The organism is Streptomyces sp. BK239 (assembly GCF_004217285.1).
Lineage (GTDB): Bacteria > Actinomycetota > Actinomycetes > Streptomycetales > Streptomycetaceae > Streptomyces.
This window is the reverse complement of record NZ_SHKS01000006.1, coordinates 520,445-542,742: the sequence shown is the minus strand read 5'-3', so window position 1 is coordinate 542,742 and position 22,298 is coordinate 520,445. Positions and strand designations below refer to the sequence as shown.

18 protein-coding genes are annotated in these 22,298 nt (G+C 73.0%); 6 read left to right on the top strand and 12 right to left on the bottom strand.

Annotated elements, in window-relative coordinates:
- Nucleotides 1-451: 451 nt before the first annotated feature.
- A complete protein-coding gene (locus tag EV567_RS21680) occupies nucleotides 452-1,456 on the bottom strand; it encodes a stage II sporulation protein M (RefSeq protein WP_130442569.1) in 1,005 nt (334 codons plus the stop codon).
- A 129-nt stretch (nucleotides 1,457-1,585) separates the two neighbouring features.
- Between EV567_RS21680 and EV567_RS21675 the strand changes: the two genes are divergently transcribed.
- On the top strand, nucleotides 1,586-2,590 hold the full coding sequence (locus EV567_RS21675) for an RDD family protein (RefSeq protein ID WP_130442685.1): 1,005 nt from the start codon (nucleotides 1,586-1,588) through the stop codon (nucleotides 2,588-2,590).
- 22 nt (nucleotides 2,591-2,612) lie between these two features.
- Here the strand turns inward: EV567_RS21675 and EV567_RS21670 are convergent, their stop codons facing one another.
- The 8 genes from EV567_RS21670 to EV567_RS21635 form a co-directional block, all read right to left on the bottom strand.
- Nucleotides 2,613-3,230, bottom strand: a complete 618-nt coding sequence (locus EV567_RS21670; RefSeq protein ID WP_130442567.1) for a hypothetical protein — start codon at nucleotides 3,228-3,230, stop codon at nucleotides 2,613-2,615.
- A gap of 203 nt (nucleotides 3,231-3,433) precedes the next feature.
- The gene (ahcY, locus tag EV567_RS21665) at nucleotides 3,434-4,891 is read right to left on the bottom strand and encodes an adenosylhomocysteinase (RefSeq protein ID WP_130442565.1); all 1,458 of its coding nucleotides are present in this window, start codon (nucleotides 4,889-4,891) and stop codon (nucleotides 3,434-3,436) included.
- Between the two features lie 278 nt (nucleotides 4,892-5,169).
- Nucleotides 5,170-6,150 (bottom strand): cation diffusion facilitator family transporter, encoded by a 981-nt coding sequence (locus tag EV567_RS21660; protein ID WP_130442563.1) that lies wholly within the window; start codon nucleotides 6,148-6,150, stop codon nucleotides 5,170-5,172.
- A 136-nt stretch (nucleotides 6,151-6,286) separates the two neighbouring features.
- Nucleotides 6,287-7,438 carry a mannose-6-phosphate isomerase, class I gene (gene manA / locus EV567_RS21655; protein WP_130442561.1) on the bottom strand — a complete coding sequence of 384 codons (1,152 nt, stop codon included), beginning with the start codon at nucleotides 7,436-7,438 and terminating at the stop codon, nucleotides 6,287-6,289.
- Between the two features lie 102 nt (nucleotides 7,439-7,540).
- Nucleotides 7,541-8,674: an SIS domain-containing protein gene (locus EV567_RS21650; protein ID WP_130442559.1), complete on the bottom strand. Its 1,134-nt coding sequence runs from the start codon at nucleotides 8,672-8,674 to the stop codon at nucleotides 7,541-7,543.
- Nucleotides 8,675-8,790: 116 nt separating this feature from the next.
- The gene (locus tag EV567_RS21645) at nucleotides 8,791-8,961 is read right to left on the bottom strand and encodes a Trm112 family protein (protein WP_130442557.1); all 171 of its coding nucleotides are present in this window, start codon (nucleotides 8,959-8,961) and stop codon (nucleotides 8,791-8,793) included.
- Between the two features lie 149 nt (nucleotides 8,962-9,110).
- Nucleotides 9,111-10,475, bottom strand: coding sequence for a phosphomannomutase/phosphoglucomutase (locus tag EV567_RS21640; protein WP_130442555.1), 1,365 nt, complete (start codon nucleotides 10,473-10,475; stop codon nucleotides 9,111-9,113).
- A 137-nt stretch (nucleotides 10,476-10,612) separates the two neighbouring features.
- Entirely contained in the window at nucleotides 10,613-11,035 is a 423-nt protein-coding gene (locus EV567_RS21635) for a DUF3499 domain-containing protein (RefSeq protein WP_130442553.1), read from the bottom strand.
- A 363-nt stretch (nucleotides 11,036-11,398) separates the two neighbouring features.
- Between EV567_RS21635 and EV567_RS21630 the strand changes: the two genes are divergently transcribed.
- Nucleotides 11,399-11,779 (top strand): metallopeptidase family protein, encoded by a 381-nt coding sequence (locus tag EV567_RS21630; protein WP_130442551.1) that lies wholly within the window; start codon nucleotides 11,399-11,401, stop codon nucleotides 11,777-11,779.
- A gap of 43 nt (nucleotides 11,780-11,822) precedes the next feature.
- Here EV567_RS21630 and EV567_RS21625 read toward each other — a convergent pair whose 3' ends face one another.
- The 3 genes from EV567_RS21625 to EV567_RS21615 form a co-directional block, all read right to left on the bottom strand.
- Nucleotides 11,823-13,313, bottom strand: coding sequence for a DUF5719 family protein (locus tag EV567_RS21625; protein ID WP_130442549.1), 1,491 nt, complete (start codon nucleotides 13,311-13,313; stop codon nucleotides 11,823-11,825).
- A complete protein-coding gene (locus tag EV567_RS21620) occupies nucleotides 13,310-17,023 on the bottom strand; it encodes a glycosyltransferase (RefSeq protein WP_130442547.1) in 3,714 nt (1,237 codons plus the stop codon). Before EV567_RS21620 ends, EV567_RS21625 begins: the two co-directional genes overlap by 4 nt.
- Before the next feature lie 232 nt (nucleotides 17,024-17,255).
- Nucleotides 17,256-17,519 (bottom strand): WhiB family transcriptional regulator, encoded by a 264-nt coding sequence (locus tag EV567_RS21615; RefSeq protein WP_030792866.1) that lies wholly within the window; start codon nucleotides 17,517-17,519, stop codon nucleotides 17,256-17,258.
- Between the two features lie 710 nt (nucleotides 17,520-18,229).
- On the opposite strand from EV567_RS21615, the gene EV567_RS21605 reads away from it, so the two are divergent.
- The 4 genes from EV567_RS21605 (at nucleotide 18,230) to EV567_RS21590 (ending at nucleotide 22,237) form a co-directional block, all read left to right on the top strand.
- Nucleotides 18,230-18,748, top strand: a complete 519-nt coding sequence (locus EV567_RS21605) for a cysteine dioxygenase family protein (protein ID WP_130442545.1) — start codon at nucleotides 18,230-18,232, stop codon at nucleotides 18,746-18,748.
- Nucleotides 18,749-18,813: 65 nt separating this feature from the next.
- Nucleotides 18,814-19,773, top strand: coding sequence for a 2-phospho-L-lactate transferase (gene cofD, locus EV567_RS21600; RefSeq protein ID WP_130442543.1), 960 nt, complete (start codon nucleotides 18,814-18,816; stop codon nucleotides 19,771-19,773).
- Nucleotides 19,770-21,095 carry a coenzyme F420-0:L-glutamate ligase gene (locus EV567_RS21595; RefSeq protein WP_130442541.1) on the top strand — a complete coding sequence of 442 codons (1,326 nt, stop codon included), beginning with the start codon at nucleotides 19,770-19,772 and terminating at the stop codon, nucleotides 21,093-21,095. The genes cofD and EV567_RS21595 overlap by 4 nt, the downstream gene beginning before the upstream one ends.
- A 107-nt stretch (nucleotides 21,096-21,202) precedes the next feature.
- On the top strand, nucleotides 21,203-22,237 hold the full coding sequence (locus EV567_RS21590; protein WP_130442539.1) for a DNA-3-methyladenine glycosylase: 1,035 nt from the start codon (nucleotides 21,203-21,205) through the stop codon (nucleotides 22,235-22,237).
- The last annotated feature ends 61 nt before the right edge of the window (nucleotides 22,238-22,298 follow it).

The following is a 22,298-nucleotide window of genomic DNA, read 5'->3' as shown; positions in this document are numbered from 1 at the left end:
GACGGGGTATCAACATATCTGGCGTTGATTTTTGGCACGCTGTTGAGTTCTCAAGGAACGGACGCTTCCTTTGTACTCACCCGAGAGACTCTCTCGTGGCTTTCCTCCGGGCGCTTCCCTTCGGTCTTGCGCTTCCGACTCTATCAGATCTTTTCTCGATCCGATTTCCTCGGTGCTTTCCAGGTTCCCGCTTTTGTTTCGCGGTTTCCTTTCCGGCGGTTCCGACTTTATCAGAAGTTCTCAGCCAGTCAGACCGGCCGTTGTTTCCGATTCATCGGGGAGTGGCTTCTGCGGAATCGAAGTTCCGTGAGGCCCTGTAGATACTAACTGGTTGCCGACCGGACCATGTCCAGTCCAAGCAACCGTTCGAATCTACCTCCCCACACGCTCCGTGTCAACGGTTTTTGTGGGGCGAAGAGGAGACTAGCAGTTCGGCGGAGGCCCACGCACATCAGGCGGCTGTCGGCACCATGGCGCTGCGCTCGGCCGCCGCCAGGTCGCCGGTGTCCCCGGCGCGCGCGGCACGGCCGCCGAGGACGTAGACGTAGGCCAGGAAGGCCACTTCGGCGGTGGTGCCGATGGTGATGCGGGCCCAGGTCGGCAGACCGGAGGGAGTGACGAAGCCTTCGATGGCGCCCGAGACGAACAGGACGAGGGCGAGGCCGATCGCCATGCCGACGGCGGCGCGCCCTTCCTCCGCAAGGGCGGTACGGCGGGACCGCGGGCCGGGATCGATGACGGTCCAGCCGAGTCGCAGGCCGGTGCCGGCGGCGACGAAGACCGCGGTCAGTTCGAGGAGGCCGTGCGGGAGGACCAGGCCGAGGAAGGTGTCGAGGCGGCCGGCGGAGGACATGAGGCCGATGCCGACACCGAGGTTGAGCATGTTCTGGAAGAGGATCCAGAGGACGGGCAGCCCCAGGAAGACGCCGAGGACCAGACACATGGCGGCGGCTTGGGCGTTGTTCGTCCAGACCTGGGCGGCGAACGAGGCGGCCGGGTGGCTCGAGTAGTACGTCTCGTACTGGCCGCCGGGGCGGGTGAGCTCGCGCAGCGCGTCCGGGGCGGCCAGGGAGGCCTGGACCTCGGGATGGGTTCCGATCCACCAGCCGAGCAGAGCCGCTGTGGCCGTGGAGACGAGCGCGGTGGGTATCCACCAGTGGCGCGCGCGGTAGACGGCGGCGGGGAATCCCGATGTGAGGAAGCGGGCGGCGTCGTGCCATGAGGCGCGTCGGGTGCCGGTGACCGTACTGCGCGCGCGTGCCACGAGCCGGCTGAGCCGTCCGGTGAGTTGCGGTTCGGGGGCGCTGGACTGGACGAGGGACAGGTGGGTGGCCGTGCGCTGGTAGAGGGTGACGAGTTCGTCGGCTTCCGCGCCGGTGAGGCGGCGCCGGCGCAGGAGGGCGTCCAGGCGGTCCCATTCGGCGCGGTGGGCGGAGACGAAGACGTCGAGGTCCATCGGGGTGTCTGCTCCTCGGCTTCTCGTCGGCGACCGGTGGTGATGTCAGCTTGTCCTACGGAGGCGCGATGTGCGGTCAGCTTGGCAGACTGGCCGTCGTCGGGGCGGGTCGGGGAAGGGGCGGTGGTCGTGGGCGAGCTGGTGACGGGTGAGGCGGTGGCCTTGGAGCTGCGTCCCGCCAGGCTGCCGAGCAGGGCGCTGGCCGTGTTGCTCGATCTGCTCGTCGTCATCGCGGGTTATGTCGTCGTCAGCGTCGCCTTGCTGGCGGCCACGGCGTCGCTGGACGAGGCGGCGCGAACGGCGGTGGCGATCGCCTCGTTCCTGTTGCTGTTGGTGGGGGTGCCGATCGCGGTGGAGACGCTCAGTCATGGGCGCTCCCTCGGGAAGCTGGCCTGCGGGCTGCGGGTGGTGCGGGACGACGGTGGGCCGATCCGGTTCCGCCACGCGCTGGTGCGGGGTGCGCTGGGGGTGGTGGAGATCCTGCTGACCGCGGGGGTGGTGGCGTGCGTGGCCTCGCTGGTGTCGGCGCGGGGGCGGCGGCTCGGGGACGTCTTCGCCGGGACGCTGGTGGTGAGGGAGCGGGTGCCCGTGACGCGGAACGGTTTTCTGCCGCCTCCTCCGCCGTGGCTGGCGGGGCGGTTCGCGGGGCTCGATCTGTCCGCGGTGCCGGACGGTCTGTGGCTGGAGATCCGGCAGTACCTGGGGCGGATGGACCAGTTGGATCCGCAGGTTGGCCGAACCATTGCGGAGCGGCTGGCCGGTGATCTCGCGGCCCGGACGGGGGCTCCGGTGCCACCGGGGGTGCCTGCGGCCGCGTTCCTGGCGGCGGTGGCGCACGAGCGACGGGACCGGGAGGCGCGGCGGGCCTTCGGGGCCGGGGGCGGTCCGGTGGCTGATGCTCACGGTCAGTCGGCCCCGTCTTCCTACGGTGCGCCCGCTCCCCCTGTTTACGGTGCGCCCGCTCCCCCTGTTTACGGTGCGCCCGCTCCCCCTTCCTACGGTGACCACGGTCCGCCCGGCGGGCCCTCCCCCGGTGCGCCTGTCTCTCCTGCTCCCGCCGTTCCGCAGGTACCGCCTGTGTCCGGTCCGTCGCGGGGCGAGGGGACGGCCACCGGGTTCGTGCCTCCCGCGTAACCGCTCGCCCCTCCTGACCGCCTCAGTCGGTGAACGTCGACGGGGGCGATTCGAGGTCTTCCAGCTCGATGCCGGGGGCTGCGAGGACGACGTCGCCGGCGATGTGCACGGTCTGCTGTTCGCCGGTGTCCAGGGCTGTGACCTGGTATTCGTCCACGGTCAGGGGGCCGTTGTCAGTGGCGTGTGCTTCTCTTTTCACCAGGGCCCAGGACTGGTCGAGGGTGCGCGGTGCGAGGACCGGATCGGTGAAGGCGACAAGGCGGACGCGGGTCGCGGAAGGGGAGGGAGCGAGACGCAGGAGACGGGTGGTGGCGACGAGGAAGGCGGGCGAGGTGCCGGTGAAGGCGTGGGCGGGGACGTTGCCTTCCGTGGCCTCGGCGCCGGTGGGGTCGGTGCGGACCCAGGTGACGCCGTCGAGGGCGGCGCCTCGTACCTGCCAGCCGGCGGCGTGGAGTTCGAGTCGGAGGGGGCGGCCGAGGTCGTCGAGGGTGAGGTCGACGGAACCGGTGTGCTCGCCGGTGGGGGTGGTCAGCTGTGAGACGTAGCGCCAGCCGGAGGGGCCGGGGGCGCAGTGGAAGTGCTCGTGGGCGAGAGGGGTGTGATCGTGCGGGTCGTGGAGCGAATACCGGCCGCGGGGCATGGGGGTCCTGTGGTGTGACGGGCTGGTCCGGTCACCTCGGCGAGCCGGCCCGGTGCTGGTGAGTCGAAGGAGGGCCGGGTCGGTCGTGGGCCGACGGGACAGGCCCCCGACACGGGGGTGCGGGGGCCTGTCTCGGAGGGCCTGCCGGTGCCGGGGAACGCGTCCGTGCACGGACGCGTTCCCCGGTGGGCCGGGCTGTGGACTCAGTAGCGGTAGTGGTCCGGCTTGTAGGGGCCGTCGACCTCGACGCCGATGTAGGAGGCCTGCTCGGGGCGGAGCGTGGTCAGCTTCACGCCGAGCGCGTCCAGGTGGAGGCGGGCGACCTTCTCGTCGAGGTGCTTGGGGAGCACGTAGACGCCGGTCGGGTACTCCTCGGGCTTGGTGAACAGCTCGATCTGGGCCAGGGTCTGGTCCGCGAAGGAGTTGGACATCACGAACGACGGGTGGCCGGTGGCGTTGCCGAGGTTCAGCAGGCGGCCCTCGGAGAGGACGATGATGACCTTGCCGTCGGGGAAGGTCCACGTGTGGACCTGCGGCTTGACCTCGTCCTTGACGATGCCGGGGATCTGGGCGAGGCCGGCCATGTCGATCTCGTTGTCGAAGTGGCCGATGTTGCCGACGATGGCCTGGTGCTTCATCTTGGCCATGTCGGCGGCCATGATGATGTCCTTGTTGCCGGTCGTGGTGATGAAGATGTCGGCCTTGTCGACGACCTCGTCGAGCGTCGTGACCTGGTAGCCGTCCATCGCGGCCTGGAGGGCGCAGATGGGGTCGATCTCGGTGACGATGACGCGGGCGCCCTGGCCGCGCAGGGATTCGGCGCAGCCCTTGCCGACGTCGCCGTAGCCGAAGACGACGGCGGTCTTGCCGCCGATGAGGACGTCGGTGGCGCGGTTGATGCCGTCGATGAGGGAGTGGCGGCAGCCGTACTTGTTGTCGAACTTCGACTTGGTGACGGCGTCGTTGACGTTGATGGCCGGGAAGAGGAGCTGGCCGTCGCGCTGCATCTCGTACAGGCGGTGGACGCCGGTGGTGGTCTCCTCGGTGACGCCGCGGATCTCCGAGGCGAGCTGGGTCCACTTCTGGGAGCCCTCGGTGATGGTGCGGTTGAGGAGTTCGAGGATGACGCGGTGTTCCTCGTTCTCGGCGGTGTCGACGGAGGGGACCTTGCCGTCCTTCTCGTACTCGACGCCCTTGTGGACGAGGAGGGTGGCGTCGCCGCCGTCGTCGAGGATCATGTTGGGGCCGCCGGTGGGGGTGTTCGGCCAGGTCAGCGCCTGCTCCGTGCACCACCAGTACTCCTCCAGGGTCTCGCCCTTCCAGGCGAAGACCGGGACGCCCTGCGGGTTGTCGGGCGTGCCGTTCGGGCCGACGGCGATGGCGGCGGCCGCGTGGTCCTGGGTGGAGAAGATGTTGCACGAGGCCCAGCGGACCTGGGCGCCGAGGGCGACCAGGGTCTCGATGAGGACGGCGGTCTGGACGGTCATGTGCAGGGAGCCGGTGACGCGGGCGCCGGCGAGGGGCTGGGCGTCGGCGTACTCCTTGCGGATCGCCATCAGGCCCGGCATCTCGTGCTCGGCGAGCGTGATCTCCTTGCGGCCGAACTCGGCCAGGGAGAGGTCGGCGACCTTGAAGTCCTGTCGGTTGTCGACAGTCGTCATGCGAGCTGCTCCTCGGGGTTTGGGACGAGGTCTGGATACGGCTGACTGCGCGGCGGCGGACAAGGGTGCTCGAAGGGACCCGTGCATGCCCGCGTACGCGCAGCGCAGTCCGTCGGAGGCCCTCTCTCCCTCGGTCGGTCCGTCGGTGGACCGCCCGACCGCCATCAGCAGCGACGTCTGGCTCCGATCCAAGCTACACCGCTGGCGCGGGGCGACCCCAGTCCGGCTCAGAACAGATCAGGACCATCACTGTGGGTGAGGCTTTGGGGAAGTGAGGGTCAGTGGTCGGCCGCGGGGTGGGCGGGGCCGCCGGGGGTGGCTTCGCGGTCGGGGCCCTTGGCGGCTTCGGCCTCGCTGTAGATGTCCGGCTCGAGGTAGATGACGCGGGCGATGGGGACGGCCTGGCGGATGCGGGCCTCGGCGGCGTTGATGGCGTTCGCGATCTCGGTGGCGGTGTCGTCGTGCCGCACGGCGATCTTGGCGGCGACGAGGAGTTCCTCGGGGCCGAGGTGGAGGGTGCGCATGTGGATGACGCGGGTGACGGTGTCGCCGTCGACGAGGGCGGCCTCGATCTTGCGGGTCTCCTCCGGGCCGGCGGCCTCGCCGAGGAGGAGGGACTTGGTCTCGGCGGCCAGGACGAGGGCGATCAGGACGAGCAGGACGCCGATGCAGATGGTGCCGATGCCGTCCCAGACGCCGTCGCCGGTGACGATGGCGAGGCCGACGCCGAGGAGGGCGAGGACGAGGCCGACGAGGGCGCCGAAGTCCTCCAGGAGGACGACGGGGAGCTCGGGGGCCTTGGCGCGGCGCACGAACTCCTTCCAGGAGTGCTCGCCCCGCAGGGGGTTGGACTCCTTGATGGCCGTCCGGAAGGAGAACGACTCGGCGATGATCGCGAAGACCAGGACGCCGACGGGCCAGTACCAGTGGTCGATCTCGTGCGGGTGCTGGAGCTTCTCGTAGCCCTCGTAGATGGCGAACATGCCGCCGACGGAGAAGAGGACGATGGAGACGAGGAAGGCGTAGATGTAGCGTTCGCGGCCGTAGCCGAAGGGATGCTGCGGGGTGGCCTCGCGCTGGGCCTTCTTGCCGCCGACCAGGAGGAGTGCCTGGTTGCCGGAGTCGGCGAGCGAGTGGACGCCCTCTGCGAGCATCGACGAGGAGCCGCTGAAGGCGAACGCGACGAACTTCGATGCCGCGATCGCGAGGTTGGCGCCCAGTGCCGCCACGATCGCCTTGGTGCCGCCTGACGCGCTCATGTGTTCGCGTGGTCCCTTCGTCCTCGGGTCGTCCTCGGGGCGCTCGTGCCGTCGTCGGCTTTGCCCGTCCTTTGCGGTGGGCCATTGTTGCAGCACGGGCCGAGGTGCGTGTGCCCGGCGGGTGGTGGGCGATGCCTCAGACGACGACGGTGGCGCGGAAGAGCGTGCCCGCTCCGGACACTTCGGCCTTTTCGCCCGCGGGGACGAAGACGGAGTGACCGGGTGTCAGCCGGTGCTCGCCGGCGTCGACGGCGCCGGCGGTGCAGAGCAGGATCTGCGGGGTGGGGAGGGTGAGGTCGCGGGCGGTGGCGCCCTGCGGCAGGACGTGGCGGGAGAGGCGGAACTCGTCGACGGGGGTGTCGTAGACCTCTTCGCCGTCGGGGGCGGCCTCGGGACGCAGGACGCCGGGGTCGCCGGGCTCGAAGCGGACGATGCGCAGGAGTTCGGGGACGTCGACGTGCTTGGGGGTGAGGCCGCAGCGCAGGACGTTGTCGGAGTTGGCCATGATCTCCACGCCGAGGCCGCTGAGGTAGGCGTGCGGGACGCCGGCGCCGAGGAAGAGGGCCTCGCCGGGCTGGAGCCGGACGTGGTTGAGGAGCATGGCGGCGATGACGCCGGGGTCGCCGGGGTGGTGGTGGGCGATGCCGGCGTAGGGGGCCCAGTCGCCGCCGAGGCGGTCGCAGGCGGCCGCGGCCTCGGCGACGGTGTGGGCCATGTCGTCGCGGTCGGCGGTGAGGATCGCGGTGAGGACCTCGCGCAGGGCGGCGTCCTCGGGCCGGGCGTGCAGGAGGTCGACGTAGGGCTTGAGCGTGTCGACGCCCAGGCCGTCGAGGAGGGCGGCGGCGCGGGCCGGTTCGCGGAAGCCGCAGAGGCCTTCGAACTCGGTCAGGGCGCAGATGAGTTCGGGCTTGTGGTTGGCGTCCTTGTAGTTGCGGTGGGGGGCGTCGACGGGGATGCCGCGGCGCTCCTCGTCCTCGTGACCTGCCCGTGCTTGCCGCAGGTCGGGGTGGACCTGGAGGGAGAGGGGCGCGCCGGCGGCGAGGAGTTTGAGGAGGAAGGGCAGGCGGGGGCCGAACTTGGCGGTCGTCGCGGTGCCCAGTTCGCGTTCCGGGTCGGCTTCGATGACCTCGACGAGGGTGCCCCGGGCGGTGCGGGAGGGGGCGCCGGGGTGGGCGCCCATCCACATCTCCGCCTGCGGTTCGCCGGTGGGTTCGACGCCGAGGAGGGCGGGGATGGCGGTGGGTGAACCCCAGGCGTAGGGGCGGACGGTGTTGTCGAGGCGGTCCATGGGGTGTCTCTGCCTGTCTGTCTGACGGTCCGTGGTCTGCGTGGCTGTCGTGGTGTCAGCCGTGGAGGGCCCTGTGGGCTGTCGCCGGTGCCGGGACCTGGGTCAGGCTCCCGAGGCGAGCGCCAGGTAGACGGCGGCGAAGTCGGTGACGGCGATCAGTTCGGCGAGGGTGACGAGTTCGTCGCCGGGCTCCGGTTCGAGTTCGCTGATCGGGGTGTCGTGGCTGAGGGCGAGGTCGCGTGCGGCGGGGGCGGCGGTGAGCCCGCCGATGGGGCGGTCGCGCAGCAGCACCACGCGTGCGTGGAGTGCTGGGGGCTCCTCGACGCGGTCGCGGAAGAAGTCGTCCGGGTCGGCGCTGGCGGCGAGCGGGCCGGCGAGCAGCGCGCTGTGGGAGGCGAGGGCCTCGGGGAGTTCGGCGACGAGGGCGGGGCGGCCGGAGAGTTCGGCGAGCGCGGCGGCGAAGCGGCGGCCGGCCGGCCCGGCGGAGACGCCCTCGGTCCAGACGACGGGGAGGGCGTCGGCGAGTTCGGCGGCCAGGGTCTTGGCGGGGTTGCTGTAGGTCGCGATGGCGGGGCCGCAGCGTTCGGCGATGTGGTCGAGGCGGTCGGCGACCTGTTCGAGCGCCTCGGGCGGGGCGGAGATCAGGGCGATGCGGTCCAGGAGCGCGAGGAGCGGGGTGAGCAGGGCCCACAGCACTCCGGGGGCGGACGCGGCGACGGGCGGCTGTTCGTCGTGCTCGTAGGGGGCGGTGGCGAGCGGGACGAACATGCCGTGCGCGGCGCTGACGGCCTCGGTGAGCGGGGAGCCGTCGGGGGCTACGGCGACGACGGTGCAGCCGCGGCGGTACGCCTGCTCGGCGAGGAGGGAGAGGCCGGGTTCGGAGCCGTCGGGGGTGGTGATGAGGAGGAGGTCGATGGAGCCGACCCAGCCGGGGAGTTCCCAGCGCAGGGCGCCCGCGGCGGGGGCGACGCCGGCGGGGGCGAGGCGGGTGACGGGGCAGGCGGCGCCGGCGAGGGTGCCGAGGAGGTCGGCGACGCAGATGGCGGCCGCGCCGGGGCCGGCGATGAGGATGGCGCGGGGGCGGCCGTCCGGTTGGAGTCGGTGGACGCCGGCCTCGGTGGCGTGCCGGGCGGCGGTGCGGACGCGGGCGCCTGCCTCGGCCGCTCCGCGCAGGAGGGCGCGGTGGTCTGCCTCGGCCAGGGCCTCCGGCGTGTCGAGCAGCGATTCGTCGAGCATGGCGTCAGGTCTCCGATCGCCGGGTCGTCGCGGGTCGTCGGGGCGCCGTCACCCGCGCCGACGGCGCCTGGGGCGGGGGGCGGGGGTGTTCGCGTGGGGGTGCGGCCGGTCGGGCGTCACGCGGGGCGGCGGGCCTCGTCGACGAGGAGGACGGGGATGCCGTCGCGTACGGGGTAGGCGAGGCCGCAGTCCTGGCCGGTGCAGATCAGCTCGGTGTCCTGCTCCTGGAGGGAGGCGTGGCAGGCGGGGCAGGCGAGGATCTCCAGGAGGCCGGCTTCGAGCGGCATGGGGTGTCCCTTCGGGTGGGTGTCGGGTCGCGCGGCCGGGTGGTGCGGGCGCGTGGATGTGCCTGGTCAGGGTACCGCCGGTGCGGCGGGGGCGTGGGGTGTCCGACGCACCGGGCGCCCGCCGTCCGTGGTGCGTCCGCCCCGGGGGGTCAGGCGCGGATCAGTGCCAGGACCTCGTCGCGGAGTTTGCGCATGGTCGGCTCGTCCCTGGCTTCGGCGTTGAGGCGAAGCAGGGGTTCGGTGTTGGAGGGGCGGACGTTGAACCACCAGTCGGCGGCGGAGACGGTGAGGCCGTCGAGGTCGTCGAGGGTGGTGTCGGGGCGGTCGGCGTAGGCGGCGCGGACGGCCGCGATGCGGGCTGTCTGGTCGTCGACGGTGGAGTTGATCTCACCGGAGCCGCTGTAGCGGTCGTACCGGTCGACGAGGGAGGAGAGCGGGGCCGGTTGTCCGCCCAGGGCGGCCAGGACGTGGAGGGCGGCCAGCATCCCGGTGTCGGCGTTCCAGAAGTCCTTGAAGTAGTAGTGGGCGGAGTGTTCGCCGCCGAAGATCGCGCCGGTGCGGGCCATTTCGGCCTTGATGAAGGAGTGTCCGACGCGGGTGCGGACGGGGGTGCCGCCGTTCTCCCGGACGACCTCCGGGACCGTCCAGGAGGTGATCAGGTTGTGGATGACGGTGCCGCTGCCGCCGTGGCGGGCGAGTTCGCGGACGGCGACGAGGGCGGTGATGGCCGACGGGGAGACCGGTTCGCCCTGTTCGTCGACGACGAAGCAGCGGTCGGCGTCGCCGTCGAAGGCGAGGCCGAGGTCGGCGCCCTCCGCGCGGACGCGCTTTTGGAGGTCGACGAGGTTGGCCGGGTCGAGGGGGTTGGCCTCGTGGTTGGGGAAGGTGCCGTCGAGTTCGAAGTACATCGGGACGACGGTGAGGGGCAGGCCTGCGAGGACGGTGGGGACGGTGTGGCCGCCCATGCCGTTGCCCGCGTCGACGACGACCTTCAGGGGGCGGATGGAGGTCAGGTCGACGAGTGAGCGCAGGTGCGCGGCGTAGTCGTCCAACGTGTCGGTGCGGCTGAGGGTTCCCCGTTCGGCGGCCGGTTCGGGGGCGGCCGACGCGGTCCATCTCTCGACGAGTTCGCGGATCTCGGTCAGGCCGCTGTCCTGGCCCACCGGCGCGGCGCCCGCGCGGCACAGTTTGATCCCGTTGTAGCGGGCCGGGTTGTGCGAGGCGGTGAACATCGCGCCGGGCAGGTTCAGGGCGCCGGAGGCGTAGTACAGCTGGTCGGTGGAGCACAGGCCGATCTGGGTGACGTGCGCGCCGCGGGCCGCCGCGCCGCGCGCGAAGGCGGCGGACAGGCCGGGCGAGGAGGGGCGCATGTCGTGGCCCACGACGACGGCCTCGGCGTCGGTCACCTGGACGAAGGCCGCCCCGAACAGTTCGGCGAGGGACTCGTCCCACTGGTCCGGGACCACCCCGCGCACGTCGTACGCCTTCACGATCTGCGACAGATCAGCAGCCACGGCCAACCCTTCCTGGAAGTTCTGCGAGTCACCACAAACTACCCGGAGCGACCGGCGGCCCTCTGCGGCAGCGTGCGCGTGCCGCACGGCTTACCTGGGCGGCAGCGGCTGGGACGACGCTGCTCTCGCGACACGCCCTAGTTGTCGGGTGAGCGCAGCACGCGCAGGTGGCCGCGGCGTGCGACCTCCATCGGGTCCGCCCCGCGGCCCGTGCCGCCGGCTCCGGCGGAGCGTTCCTGCGGGCGGGCGGCCTCGCGGACGGCGTTGGCAAGCGCTTCCAGGTCGTCGCCGCTGGGGCGAGCGGGAGCGGAGCCGTCGAGGAGCCGGACGACCTCCCAGCCGCGGGGGGCGGTGAGGCGTTCGGAGTGCTCGGCGCACAGGTCGTAGCAGTGGGGTTCGGCGTAGGTGGCGAGCGGGCCGAGGACCGCGGTCGAGTCGGCGTAGACGTACGTCAGCGTCGCGACGGCGGGTCGGCCGCAGGCGGTGCGCGAACAGCGACGTACAGGGCTCACGACGTTGGACGGTACCGCACTCTTGAGCGGGCCGCGACGACTCTCCACCAGGTCACTCCACCGTGTCGGGTTGTGAAACGCCCCACAGACGACTCCAGTCATACCCCGCTGACCTGCGGGAACGCCAGCCCTCCAGGCAAGGTGAGGCGTCGGATGCGGTCGTCGGCGGGGACAAACACCATCAATTGCCGTGAGATCCACGGTCCCGGAGAGATACGGAATCGAGCCCAACCTTGGCTGGAATGGTCATTCGCCGACGTGCGGTGCGCGGCGGCCGGTGCGGGGCGGGGCGCCGCGTGGGGTCCGGCGGCGGGTCCCGTCGGGGAATACGCTTCAGTGGTGATGGACAACCCCGTACCGCCCCGTAGCGCAGCCCCCGGGCCCCGTCGTCGTGATCGTCACGGGCGGGGCATGCGGGGGCCGATCGCGCCCCCTCAGGTGCCGTTGGCGGCGAGCCGTGCCGAGGTGTTCGCGGATCTGGTGCAGGACTCGGTGGAGCGGCTGGAGCGGCGCTGGCCGCAGCTCGCCGACATCGACTTCATGGTGCTGGAGGTGCCGCGGCTGGACGGCGCGGGCGGGCCGTGGAACGACGAGGCGGTGCCGTTGGGCGGGACGGTCCCCGCGGGGGAGGGCCGGCGGGCGCGGGTGGTCGTCTACCGGCGGCCGGTGGAGATCCGCACCAAGGGGCGCGAGGAGCGGGCCGCGTTGGTGCACGAGGTGGTGGTGGAGCAGGTGGCGGAGCTGCTGGGGCTCACCCCGGAGACGGTGGATCCCCGCTACGGGGAGGACTGAGCGGGGGTTCGCCCGTCCCCTGCGGCGGCCCTGCCGCGGCTGGTCACTTCTGCAGCACCGTCATGTCCTGTTCCGTCCGGGGGACCGCGACTGTCCCGCGGTCGTTCGGGAGGGTCTGGATGGTGAAGCCGGGGAGGCCGTCGATCGAGGCCGTCAGGGTGCGGGAGGCGTAGACGGGGGTGGCGGTGAGGGGTTCCACGGTGAGGGCGTAGGTGCCCTTCAGACCTGCGGGGGCGGGGAGTTGTACGTCCTGGGTGGTGCCCGTCTTGATCGTGTACGTCTGGGAGGCGGCCGTTCCGCCCTCGCTGCCGGCGGAGGCGGTGACCTTGACCTTGGCCGTGCCGGTGGGGGCGGTCAGGGAGAGGGTGGTGCCCTTGGCGGTGTTGGCGACGGCGGACGCGCGCGTGCCGACGGGGCTGGTGGCGGGGAGGTACGCGGACTCCTGTTTGTCGCCCTTGCCGCGCACCACCCGGACCGCGGCGACGACCGGCACGGACTGGTCGGTGGGGGTCAGGACGAGGGAGCCGGCTTCCCCGCGGGTGACGTCGCCGAGGTCGAGGGCGGTGGTCGTGCCCGCCTTGACGTGCAGTGTCTCCTTGCCGGCCGGGGTGATCAGGCCGGACGGGGAGGCGAGTTGGACCTTCAGGTCGGCGTCGGAGTCGGCCGGGGTGAAGGCGACGAGGCGGACGGCGGTGGCGTCCTTGGGGATGCCGGGGACGACGAGGCTGCCCGCCGGGTCGGTGGACGCGGCCAGCCAGTCGCCGCCGAGTTTGTCGTCCAGGGCCTGGACGGCGGCGCCGACGCGGCCGCTGCGGACGTTGACGTGGACGGTGAGGTCGTCCTGCTTCTCGCCGGTGAGCGTGGACAGCAGGATCGGCTCGCTGGACCCGGCGGGGACGGTGAAGTCGTCGCCTGTGGTGGTCGCGACGGGGCCGTCCTTGTCGTAGAGCTCGATGTCGGCGACGGCGGCGGAGTCGTCCGGGTTGGTGAGGTGGAGGTAGTCGGTGCGGTCGGCGGCGGTGCTGACGCCCGGGAACCAGAAGTCGGTGTCGGGGGCGGTGCAGTTGACGCCGAGGAGGCCGCGGCCGGTGCCTGCGGCGACCTCGGTGGTCTCCTGGAGGGTCCAGCCGGGCGCGAGCCTGCCCTCGGCGGTGCCGATCAGCGCGGGCGACGCGCCGCCGGAGGTGTCGCCGGCGGCGGGTGTGCCGGGCGCCTTGGGTGTGAGGACGGGCTTGGCCGGGGTCTTCTTCTTGCCGTCGCCCGCGGCGGTCTTCCCGGCGGCGGGCAGCAGTTCGGTGGTGCCGCCGCTCTTGGTGCCCTTGGTGACGGGCGTGAAGGACGTGTACGTCGTCTCGGCGAGGTCGGAGGTGCTGGGCGCCGGGCAGAGCAGGCCGGCGCGTTCCACGGGCAGGACGGCGGCCGCCTTGGCGGCGGTGCCGGCGCCGGAGTCGGTCGGCTGGGTGAGCGCGGCGAACCCGGTGACGGCGGCGAGCGCGGTCGTGCCGGCGATCAGGGACAGGGTGGTGCGCTTCACTGCTGGCTCCCGTCGGGGCGCTCGCTGCCGGTGCCGTGGGGGTCGTGGTTCTGGTCGTAGCGGTGGTCGTGGACGGCTCTGTCGTACGCCGAGGGGTCGTAACCCTGCTGCTGGTAGGGCTGGTCGTAGGGGCCCGTCTGCGAGGTCCGCCCCTCCTGGGCGTAGGGGTCGTAGGGGTCGTAGGGGGCGGCCTGGTAGGGGGCGTAGGACTGCTGGTCGTAGCCGCCCGGCGGATACTGCTGGGGGGCGGCCTGGTACTGCTCGCCGCTCTGGGCGGGGTGGGGTGCGGCGCCCGCGTAGCCGGGTGCGTCCCAGTCGGCGTAGGGGGTCTGCTGGGGGACGGCGGCCGGGGTCTCCTGCGGCGGGGGCGGGAAGTCCTCGGCTTCGGCCCGGGTGGTGGCTTCCTCGCCTTCGGTCCGGGCGGCTTCGTCCGCTTCGGCCTGGGCGCGCAGGCGGCGGGCGCGGCGGCCTTCGCCGTCGGCGGGCGCCTCGGGCCGGGGTTCCTCTTCGGGGAGGTCGTCGTCGACGTCGCGGCGGCGGCCGGGGAGGGCGAGGACGACGAGGACGAGGGCGAGGGCGCCCTGGGCCCACAGCCAGGCGGTGTGGGTGAACGGGTCGTCGTAGGTGACGTCCAGCTCGCCGCCGCCGGCGGGGAGTTCGAAGCCCTGGGCCCAGCCGTCGACGGTGGTGCGGGTGAGCGGCTTGCCGTCGAGGGTGGCGGTCCAGCCGTCGGCGGCGGCGTCGGCCAGGCGCAGGATCCGGCCGTCGTCGCCGTCGGGGATCTCGGTGTGGATGTCCACGGGGCCGGCGGCGACGGGCAGCGGCGCGCCCTTGCCGGATGCGGTGACGACGGCGGCGCGGGAGACCTCCTGGTCGACGCGCCACAGGGCGCCGCCGGCCTGCTGGCTGAGCCGGGACATCCCGGGCGTGGCGTCCAGGACGCGGGTGATCTCGCGGGGCGCGCCCTTGTGGACGAGGACGTAGCGCACGGCGAACTTGCCGAGCTGGTCGCTCTGGTCGGCGCCGGAGCCGGCGACGAGGTTGGCGACGACCTTGCTCAGGGCGTCGTTCTCGCCGTCGGCGGCGGCGAGTTCGGCGTCGCCGAGGCGGGTGCCGGAGCCGCGGACCAGCATGTAGCCGACGTGGGCGGTGGAGTCCCCGGCGAGGACGAGGGTGCGGGCCTGGTCGCGGGTGTTGCTGTCCTCGGCGACGAACGCGGGCACCTGGACGGGGTCGCGGCGCTCCAGCGGGCCGTCGGCGCCGCCGAGCATCCAGCCGGCGGCGACGAGCAGCGGGCCGGCGGCCGAGGCGAAGGCGATGAGGGCGGCGACCGGCTGGCGCCAGCCGAAGCTCTGTTCGGCGACGCGCCCGCGTGCGCCGTCGGCGCCGAGGAGGGCGGCGGCGAGCAGGGCGATGCCGTAGACGAGGGTGGCGGGGCCGGCCCAGGCGGACTGGTTGGACAGGACGGCGAAGACGAGGCCGACCAGGGCGACGGTCCACGCCGTGCGGATGCCCGCCTGGCGCTCGGAGCGCAGGAGGGCGGCGAGGGCGGCCAGGACGACGCCGATGAGCATCAGGCCGTCGACGGTGCCGGGGCCGCCGGGGCTGGCGCCGAGCAGGTCGGCGGCGGTGGCCGTGGAGGGGCCGTAGGGCAGGCCGGCCTCGGTGAGGAAACCGGACGGGATCAGGGTCAGCGACCAGGGCGCGAGGATCAGCAGGGGGGTGCCGAGCTGGGCCAGGAAACGCGGGCCGTAGGCGAGGAGTTCGCTGCGGCGCACAGCCAGCACGGCGAGGCCGAGGACCAGGGCGACGGGCCAGACGATCGGGGTGAACGCGGTGGTGATCGTCAGCAGCAGCGCGTACGCCCAGGTCGCCCGCCAGCTGCCGCGCGCCCCGGAGGAGTTGGCGAGGCCGGCGGCGGTGATGCCGGCGCGTGCGATGAGCGGCAGCAGGACGGCCAGGACGGCGGTGCCGATGCGGCCGCCGGCGAGGGCGCCGGTGGCGGCGGGCAGGAAGGCGTAGACGACGGCGGCCCATGCCCGCAGCAGGCGGGAGGGGACGAGGGGCCGGGAGGCGAAGTAGGCGCTGAGGCCGGCCAGTGGCACGGAGCAGACCAGCAGGACGGTGACGGCGAGGCCGGTCGAGCCGAACAGCAGGGAGGCCAGCAGGGCGACGATCGCGAGGTAGGGGGGTGCGGCCGGGGTGCCGCCCGCGCCCACGGGGTGCCAGGCGTCCAGGTAGCGCGACCAGAGGTCGGAGGCGTCGGCCGGGGCGGGCAGCAGGGCGCCGCCGGCGAGCGCGCCGCCGCCCAGGAGGCTGCGGCAGGCGACGAGGGAGACGAGGAGCAGTACCAGGAAGAGCACCGGTCCTGGTTTGCGGGCGATGCGCTTGACGCGGGCGAACTGCTCGATCTCCAGGAAGTCGGCGTCGTCGCCGCCGGGTCCGGATTCGATGGCGCCGCCGTGCCGTCCGGCGCCGCCGGGGGTCTCGGGGTCTGAGGCGCCGAAGAGGTTGCCGGCGATCTGCTCGACGGCGGCCCGGACGGTCGCTCCTGGTGGCGGGAACAGCGCCCGCAGTTCGCCCTTGTCGATCTGCGGCTTGGCGCGGTCGCGCCGCGCGGCGATGATCCGTTCGGGCCGCAGCAGGGTGCCCAGCAGGCCGCGGATCTCGTCGACGGCCTGTCCGGGGACCTTGCCGACGAGGTAGACGACGGTCCGCAGCAGGGTGCCGAGGACGAGGCGCACCAGGATCCACGGGAGTTGGGCGGTGCGGCTGTTGACGAGGAGGGTGTAGGCGGCGCCGGCCTTGTCCACCTTGTGGGGGGAGGCCGTGGTGCGGCCCGCGCAGTCGACCGCGCGCCGCTCCCGGGAGGCGGCCTCGGCGTGCCGTACGACGGCGTCGGGGGCGACGAGGACGCGGTGGCCGGCGGCGGTGACGCGCCAGCACAGGTCGACGTCGTCGCGCATGAGGGGCAGGCGGCGGTCGAAGCCGCCGAGTTCCTCGAAGACGTCGCGGCGGACGAGCATGCCGGCGGTGGACACCGACAGCACGGGGCGGACGTGGTCGTGCTGGCCCTGGTCCTGTTCGCGGCGGTCCAGGCCGGTCCAGCGGCGGCCGGAGCGGGCGATGGTGACGCCGACTTCGAGGAGCTGGCGGCGGTCGTACCAGCCGCGCAGTTTGGGGCCGACGACGGCCACGTCGTCGCGGCCGAGTTCGAGTTCGTTGTCGACGACGCGCAGGAGTTCGGCGAGGGCGCCGGGTTCGGGGGCGCAGTCGTCGTGCAGCAGCCACAGCCACTGGACGGGCTCTCCGTGCGGGAGCTCGGGGAGGTCGTAGGCGTCGTCGCGCCATGTGCGCGTGACGGGGTCCCAGCCGCTGGGGCGCTTGAGGTAGGGCAGTTCCTCGGGGGTGAGGACGGGGGCGGCGCGGTCGGCCTCCTCGACGGCCTGGCCGAAGCCGGTGCGCCGGGCGAGGTGCAGTACGCGGTCGGGGCCGAGCGCGTCGGTGACCAGTCGGGCCGAGTCGTCGGCGCTGCCGGTGTCGGCGGCCATGACGGCCTGGACGGGGCGCTCCTGGCCGAGCAGCCCGGCGAGCGCGTCGGGGAGCCAGCGGGCGCCGTCGTGGGAGACGAGGACCGCGGTCACCACATGGCGGGGGAACTGCGGTGTGGCAGCGTCTTGTTGGGCTGCCGTGTGGCTGTGCACGGACATCGAGGTACGGGCCCCGGTTCGATGGACTGCGGTGGACGCCCGTGCCGTGTGGGGGCGGCGGGCGTTCGGACGAGCGACCACACTATCGGCAGAACCAAAAGGGGCGACGCGAAGCGTCTCGTCGAGGGGCGGTGGCCGGGCGACGGGCGGACGCGAACGGCCCGCCGCCTGTGGACGAGCCACCGGCGACGGGCCGTTCGCGATCTTCCCGCTGGGGAGGCGGGCCGTCCGCTCAGACGGCCGCCTTCTTCAGTCTGCGGCGTTCCCGCTCGGACAGGCCGCCCCAGATGCCGAAGCGTTCGTCGTTGGCGAGGGCGTACTCGAGGCATTCGGAGCGGACCTCGCACGCGAGGCAGACCTTCTTCGCCTCCCGGGTCGAACCGCCCTTCTCGGGGAAGAAGGACTCGGGGTCGGTCTGGGCGCACAGTGCGCGCTCCTGCCAGCCGAGTTCCTCGCCCGCGTCGTCGACCAGCAGTTGCTGCACCAGCTCGGTCATGTGCGCCCCTCGCTCTGTCTTTCGCGTCCCCGTGACGTGGCCGTTACCGATGGCGGCTGAACGACACGAGTGAAATTACAAGTGTGCCGCTCCGGGAGAGTCAAGCCGAGATCTGCTATTGAGCCCCTTATTCACTCTGCGGAACCAAGGCCGTGCGGTAAGTGTTCAAATCGCCATAAACCTTGACACGCAGCCGAGGGCCCGGCGGACACCCCGCCCGCACAACGCCTGCACGAAGGAGGACGCCCAGTGGTTCGATCCCGTTCCGACACGCGCGCGAAGGCGAACCTGATCACACTCGGATCACGAGGTCACCGCGAGGCTTGCGTGCCCGGCATGTGCGCCATGTGTCCCGGCAACGGCATGCACAAACCTTTCACCTCGCAGATGAACCTGATGAGGTGAAGGGGCCCCGCGCGGGGGTGGTCGAGTTGACAGCGGGAGTGTGAACCGGTGTCCTAGTGGGCATGCTCGCGAACTCGGCACTCACCAAGACCCGCACCGCCGGGTCCCACGGTGCTGCCCGCGCTCGCTGTAGCTGTTGTCGTTCCTGCGGCTGTTGAGCCTCACGCGCTCCGGCTCCTCCCGGTCCACCGCGACCGAACCGCTCGGTTTCACGCCCGCACCCGGGCTTCCCCGCCGCCCGTGACCCGGGCGCACGGCACGTGCACCCAGCCCCCACTTCTTCCGCCGAGGAACCCCCGCATCCCATGAACAGCGACAGCGACCTCCAGATCGCCGGCGACATCCTCGAAGTCCCGCACCTCCTCCAGGCTCCCCGCGAACACCCCTCCACCGTCGCGGAGTTCGTCGGCCTGGCCCGCTCCATCGCCGCCGACCGCTCCCAGTGGGAGCACCTCGTCCGCTACGACGCCACGACCCGCTGGTACCACCGGCTGCGCACCGGGCCCGGCTACGAGGTGTGGCTGCTGTCCTGGGTGCCCGGACAGGGCAGCGGGGCGCACGACCACGGCCGCTCCTCGGGCGTGCTGACCGTCCTGGACGGTGCGCTGACCGAGCACACGGCGCGCGGCACGCGCGTGCTGGACGCGGGAGCGCAGCGCGTCTTCGCGCCCGGGTACGCGCACGAGGTCGTCAACGACGCGCTGGAACCGGCGGTCAGCCTGCACGTCTACTTCCCCGGCCTGACCGAGATGCCCATGCACACGGCGCCCCACTGCGAGGGGCGCGGCGAGGACCGCAGCGAGGCCGGCGCCCTGACCGCCTGAGGCCGGCCGGCCGCGCCGGACCGGCCGCGCGCCGCGTTGTCGTACCCGCCTGCGAGACTTGCGCCATGCGCATTGTGGTTCTGGCAGGCGGCATCGGCGGTGCCCGGTTCCTGCGCGGTCTGAAGCAGGCCGTGCCGGACGCGGACATCACGGTCATCGGCAACACCGGGGACGACATCCACCTCTTCGGGCTGAAGGTCTGCCCGGACCTCGACACGGTGATGTACACGCTCGGCGGCGGCATCAACGAGGAGCAGGGCTGGGGGCGGGCCGAGGAGACCTTCCACCTGAAGGAGGAGCTCGCGGCGTACGGCGTGGGCCCCGAGTGGTTCGGGCTGGGCGACCGGGACTTCGCCACGCACATCGTGCGGACGCAGATGCTCGGCGCCGGCTACCCGCTGAGCGCGGTGACCGAGGCGCTGTGCGACCGGTGGAAGCCGGGCGTGCGGCTGATCCCGATGACCGACGACCGGGTCGAGACCCATGTCGCCGTCGAGGTCGACGGGGAGCGCAAGGCGGTCCACTTCCAGGAGTACTGGGTGCGGCTGCGGGCGTCCGTGCCGGCCGAGGCGATCGTGCCGGTGGGCGCCGAGCAGGCGAAGCCCGCCCCGGGGGTCCTGGAGGCGATCGCGGAGGCGGACGTCGTCCTCTTCCCGCCGTCGAACCCGGTCGTCTCCGTCGGCACGATCCTCGCCGTGCCCGGCGTGCGCGAGGCGATCGCGGAGGCGGGGGTCCCGGTGGTCGGCCTCTCCCCCATCGTCGGGGACGCGCCCGTGCGGGGCATGGCCGACAAGGTGCTCGCGGCGGTCGGCGTGGAGTCGACGGCCGCGGCGGTCGCCGAGCACTACGGCTCGGGCCTCCTCGACGGCTGGCTGGTGGACACCGTCGACGCGGGCGTCGTCGACCGGGTCGAGGCCGCCGGGATCCGCTGCCGGGCCGTGCCGCTGATGATGACCGACGTCGAGGCGACCGCGACGATGGCCCGCGAGGCGCTGGCCCTGGCGGAGGAGGTGCGGGGAGCGTGAGCGTCGAGAGCACGAGAGCGGACACGGAGAGCGGCTACCGGGTCTGGGCCGTGCCCGGGCTGCCCGAGGTGCGCGCCGGGGACGACCTCGCCAAGCTGATCGCCGCCGCCGAGCCCGCGCTCGCCGACGGGGACGTGCTGCTGGTGACGTCGAAGATCGTGTCCAAGGCGGAGGGGCGGATCGTCCGGGCCGAGGACCGCGAGGCCGCCGTCGACGCCGAGACCGTCCGGGTCGTGGCCCGGCGCGGTCCGCTGCGGATCGTGGAGAACCGGCAGGGCCTGGTGATGGCCGCGGCCGGCGTCGACGCCTCCAACACCCCCGCCGGCACGGTGCTGTTGCTGCCCGAGGACCCGGACGCCTCCGCGCGCGCGATCCGCGACGGGCTGCGCGACGCCCTCGGCGTGAGCGTCGGCGTCGTCGTCACCGACACCTTCGGGCGGCCCTGGCGCGCGGGTCTCACCGACGTCGCCATCGGCGCCGCCGGTGTGCGCGTGCTCGACGACCTGCGCGGGGGCACGGACGCGCACGGCAACCCGCTGAGCGCGACCGTCGTCGCGACGGCCGACGAACTGGCCTCCGCGGGCGACCTGGTGAAGGGCAAGGCCGCCGGACTGCCGGTGGCGGTCGTGCGCGGTCTGGGTCATGTGGTCGCCGACGGTGACGCGGAGGGCGCGCGGGCCATGGTGCGCGGCGCGCGCGACGACATGTTCCGGCTCGGCACCTCGGAGGCGGTGCGGCTGGCGGTCACCCAGCGGCGGACCGTGCGCGCCTTCACCGACGAGCCCGTCGACCCCGGGGCGGTACGGAGGGCCGTGGCGGCGGCGGTCACGGCGCCCGCGCCGCACCACACGACACCGTGGCGGTTCGTGCTGCTGGAGTCGCCGGCGTCCCGCCTGCGGCTGCTGGACGCGATGCGGGACGCGTGGATCGCGGACCTGCGGCGGGACGGCAAGTCCGAGGAGTCGATCGCCAAGCGGGTGCGCCGCGGGGACGTGCTGCGCAACGCGCCCTACCTGGTCGTTCCGTGTCTGGTCATGGACGGGTCCCACACGTACGGCGATCCGCGGCGGGACGGGGCCGAGCGGGAGATGTTCGTCGTGGCGACCGGGGCGGGCGTGCAGAACTTCCTGGTCGCGCTGGCCGGGGAGCGGCTGGGGTCCGCGTGGGTGTCGTCGACGATGTTCTGCCGGGACGTCGTGCGGGAGGCGCTGGAGCTGCCGCCGGAGTGGGACCCCATGGGCGCGGTGGCGGTCGGGCATCCGGCCGAGGAGCCGAGGGCACGGGCGGAGCGGGACGCGGGGTCGTTCATCGAGGTCCGGTGAGTTCCGCCGGGGTGCCTTTGCCGTCGGCGCTGCCTTTACTCTCGTAGAACCCCTTCCGTAGGCCCCTTCCCCCAGAACCTCTTCCGTTTTCCCCCGGGAACCTCTCCGTGTCTGGACGATTCGATCCCCGGCCCACGCGTACGACCGTGCGCGGCGGGCATGTCGGTGTGCCCGGCGGGGTGCCCCGGCAGGCCGGGGGCGAGGCTGACGGCGGGGCCGGGGCGGCGCGGGTGCGGACGTGGGCGCCGGAGGGGGCGCTGGACCTGGGGCTGGTGCTGGGGCCGCTGCGCCGCGGGCCCGGCGATCCGACGTTCCGAGCCATGCCGGACGGGTCGGTGTGGCGGACCGCTCTGACGCCCGCCGGGCCGGGGACCCTACGAATCTGCGCGGCCCCCGGTGGCGGCGCGGTGCGCGGGCAGGCGTGGGGGCCCGGGGCGCGGTGGCTGCTGGAGCGGATGCCGGACCTGCTCGGCGCGTCGGACGACCCGGACGCGTTCACGCCCCGGCACCGGGTGGTGGCGACGGCGCGGCACCGGCGGCCGGGGCTGCGGCTGACGCGGACCGGGCTGGTGCTGGAGTCGCTGATCCCTTCGGTCCTGGAGCAGAAGGTCACGACCGACGAGGCGTACCGGGCGTGGCGGAGGCTGGTGCGCAGGTTCGGGGAGCCCGCGCCGGGGCCGGGGCCGGCGGGCGGGCCGATGTTCGTGACGCCGTCGCCGCGGACGTGGGCGCTGATCCCGTCGTGGGAGTGGCACCGGGCCGGGGTGGACGACAAGAGGGCGTCGACGATCCTGCGGGCGGTGCGGGTCGCCGCCCGGCTGGAGGAGACAGTGCGGATGGAGCCTTCGGCCGCGCGGGAGCGGCTGGAGGTCGTGCCGGGGATCGGTCCGTGGACGTCGGCGGAGACGGTGCAGCGCAGTCACGGGGCGCCGGACGAGGTGACCGTGGGGGATCTGCATCTGCCGGGGATCGTCGGGTTCGCGCTGGCGGGGGACCGGGAGGCGAACGACGCGATGATGCTGGAGCTGCTGGAGCCGTACGCCGGGCAGCGGCATCGGGCGGCGCGGCTGATTCTGCTGAGCGGGCGGGTGCCGGCGCGGCGGGCGCCGAAGATGCGGAAGACGGACATCGGGTCGTGGTGAAGGCGCCGGGTCCGGCGGGGTGTTCTCCGCCCCGCCGCCCCTGCCCTTCCCGTGCCTGGGG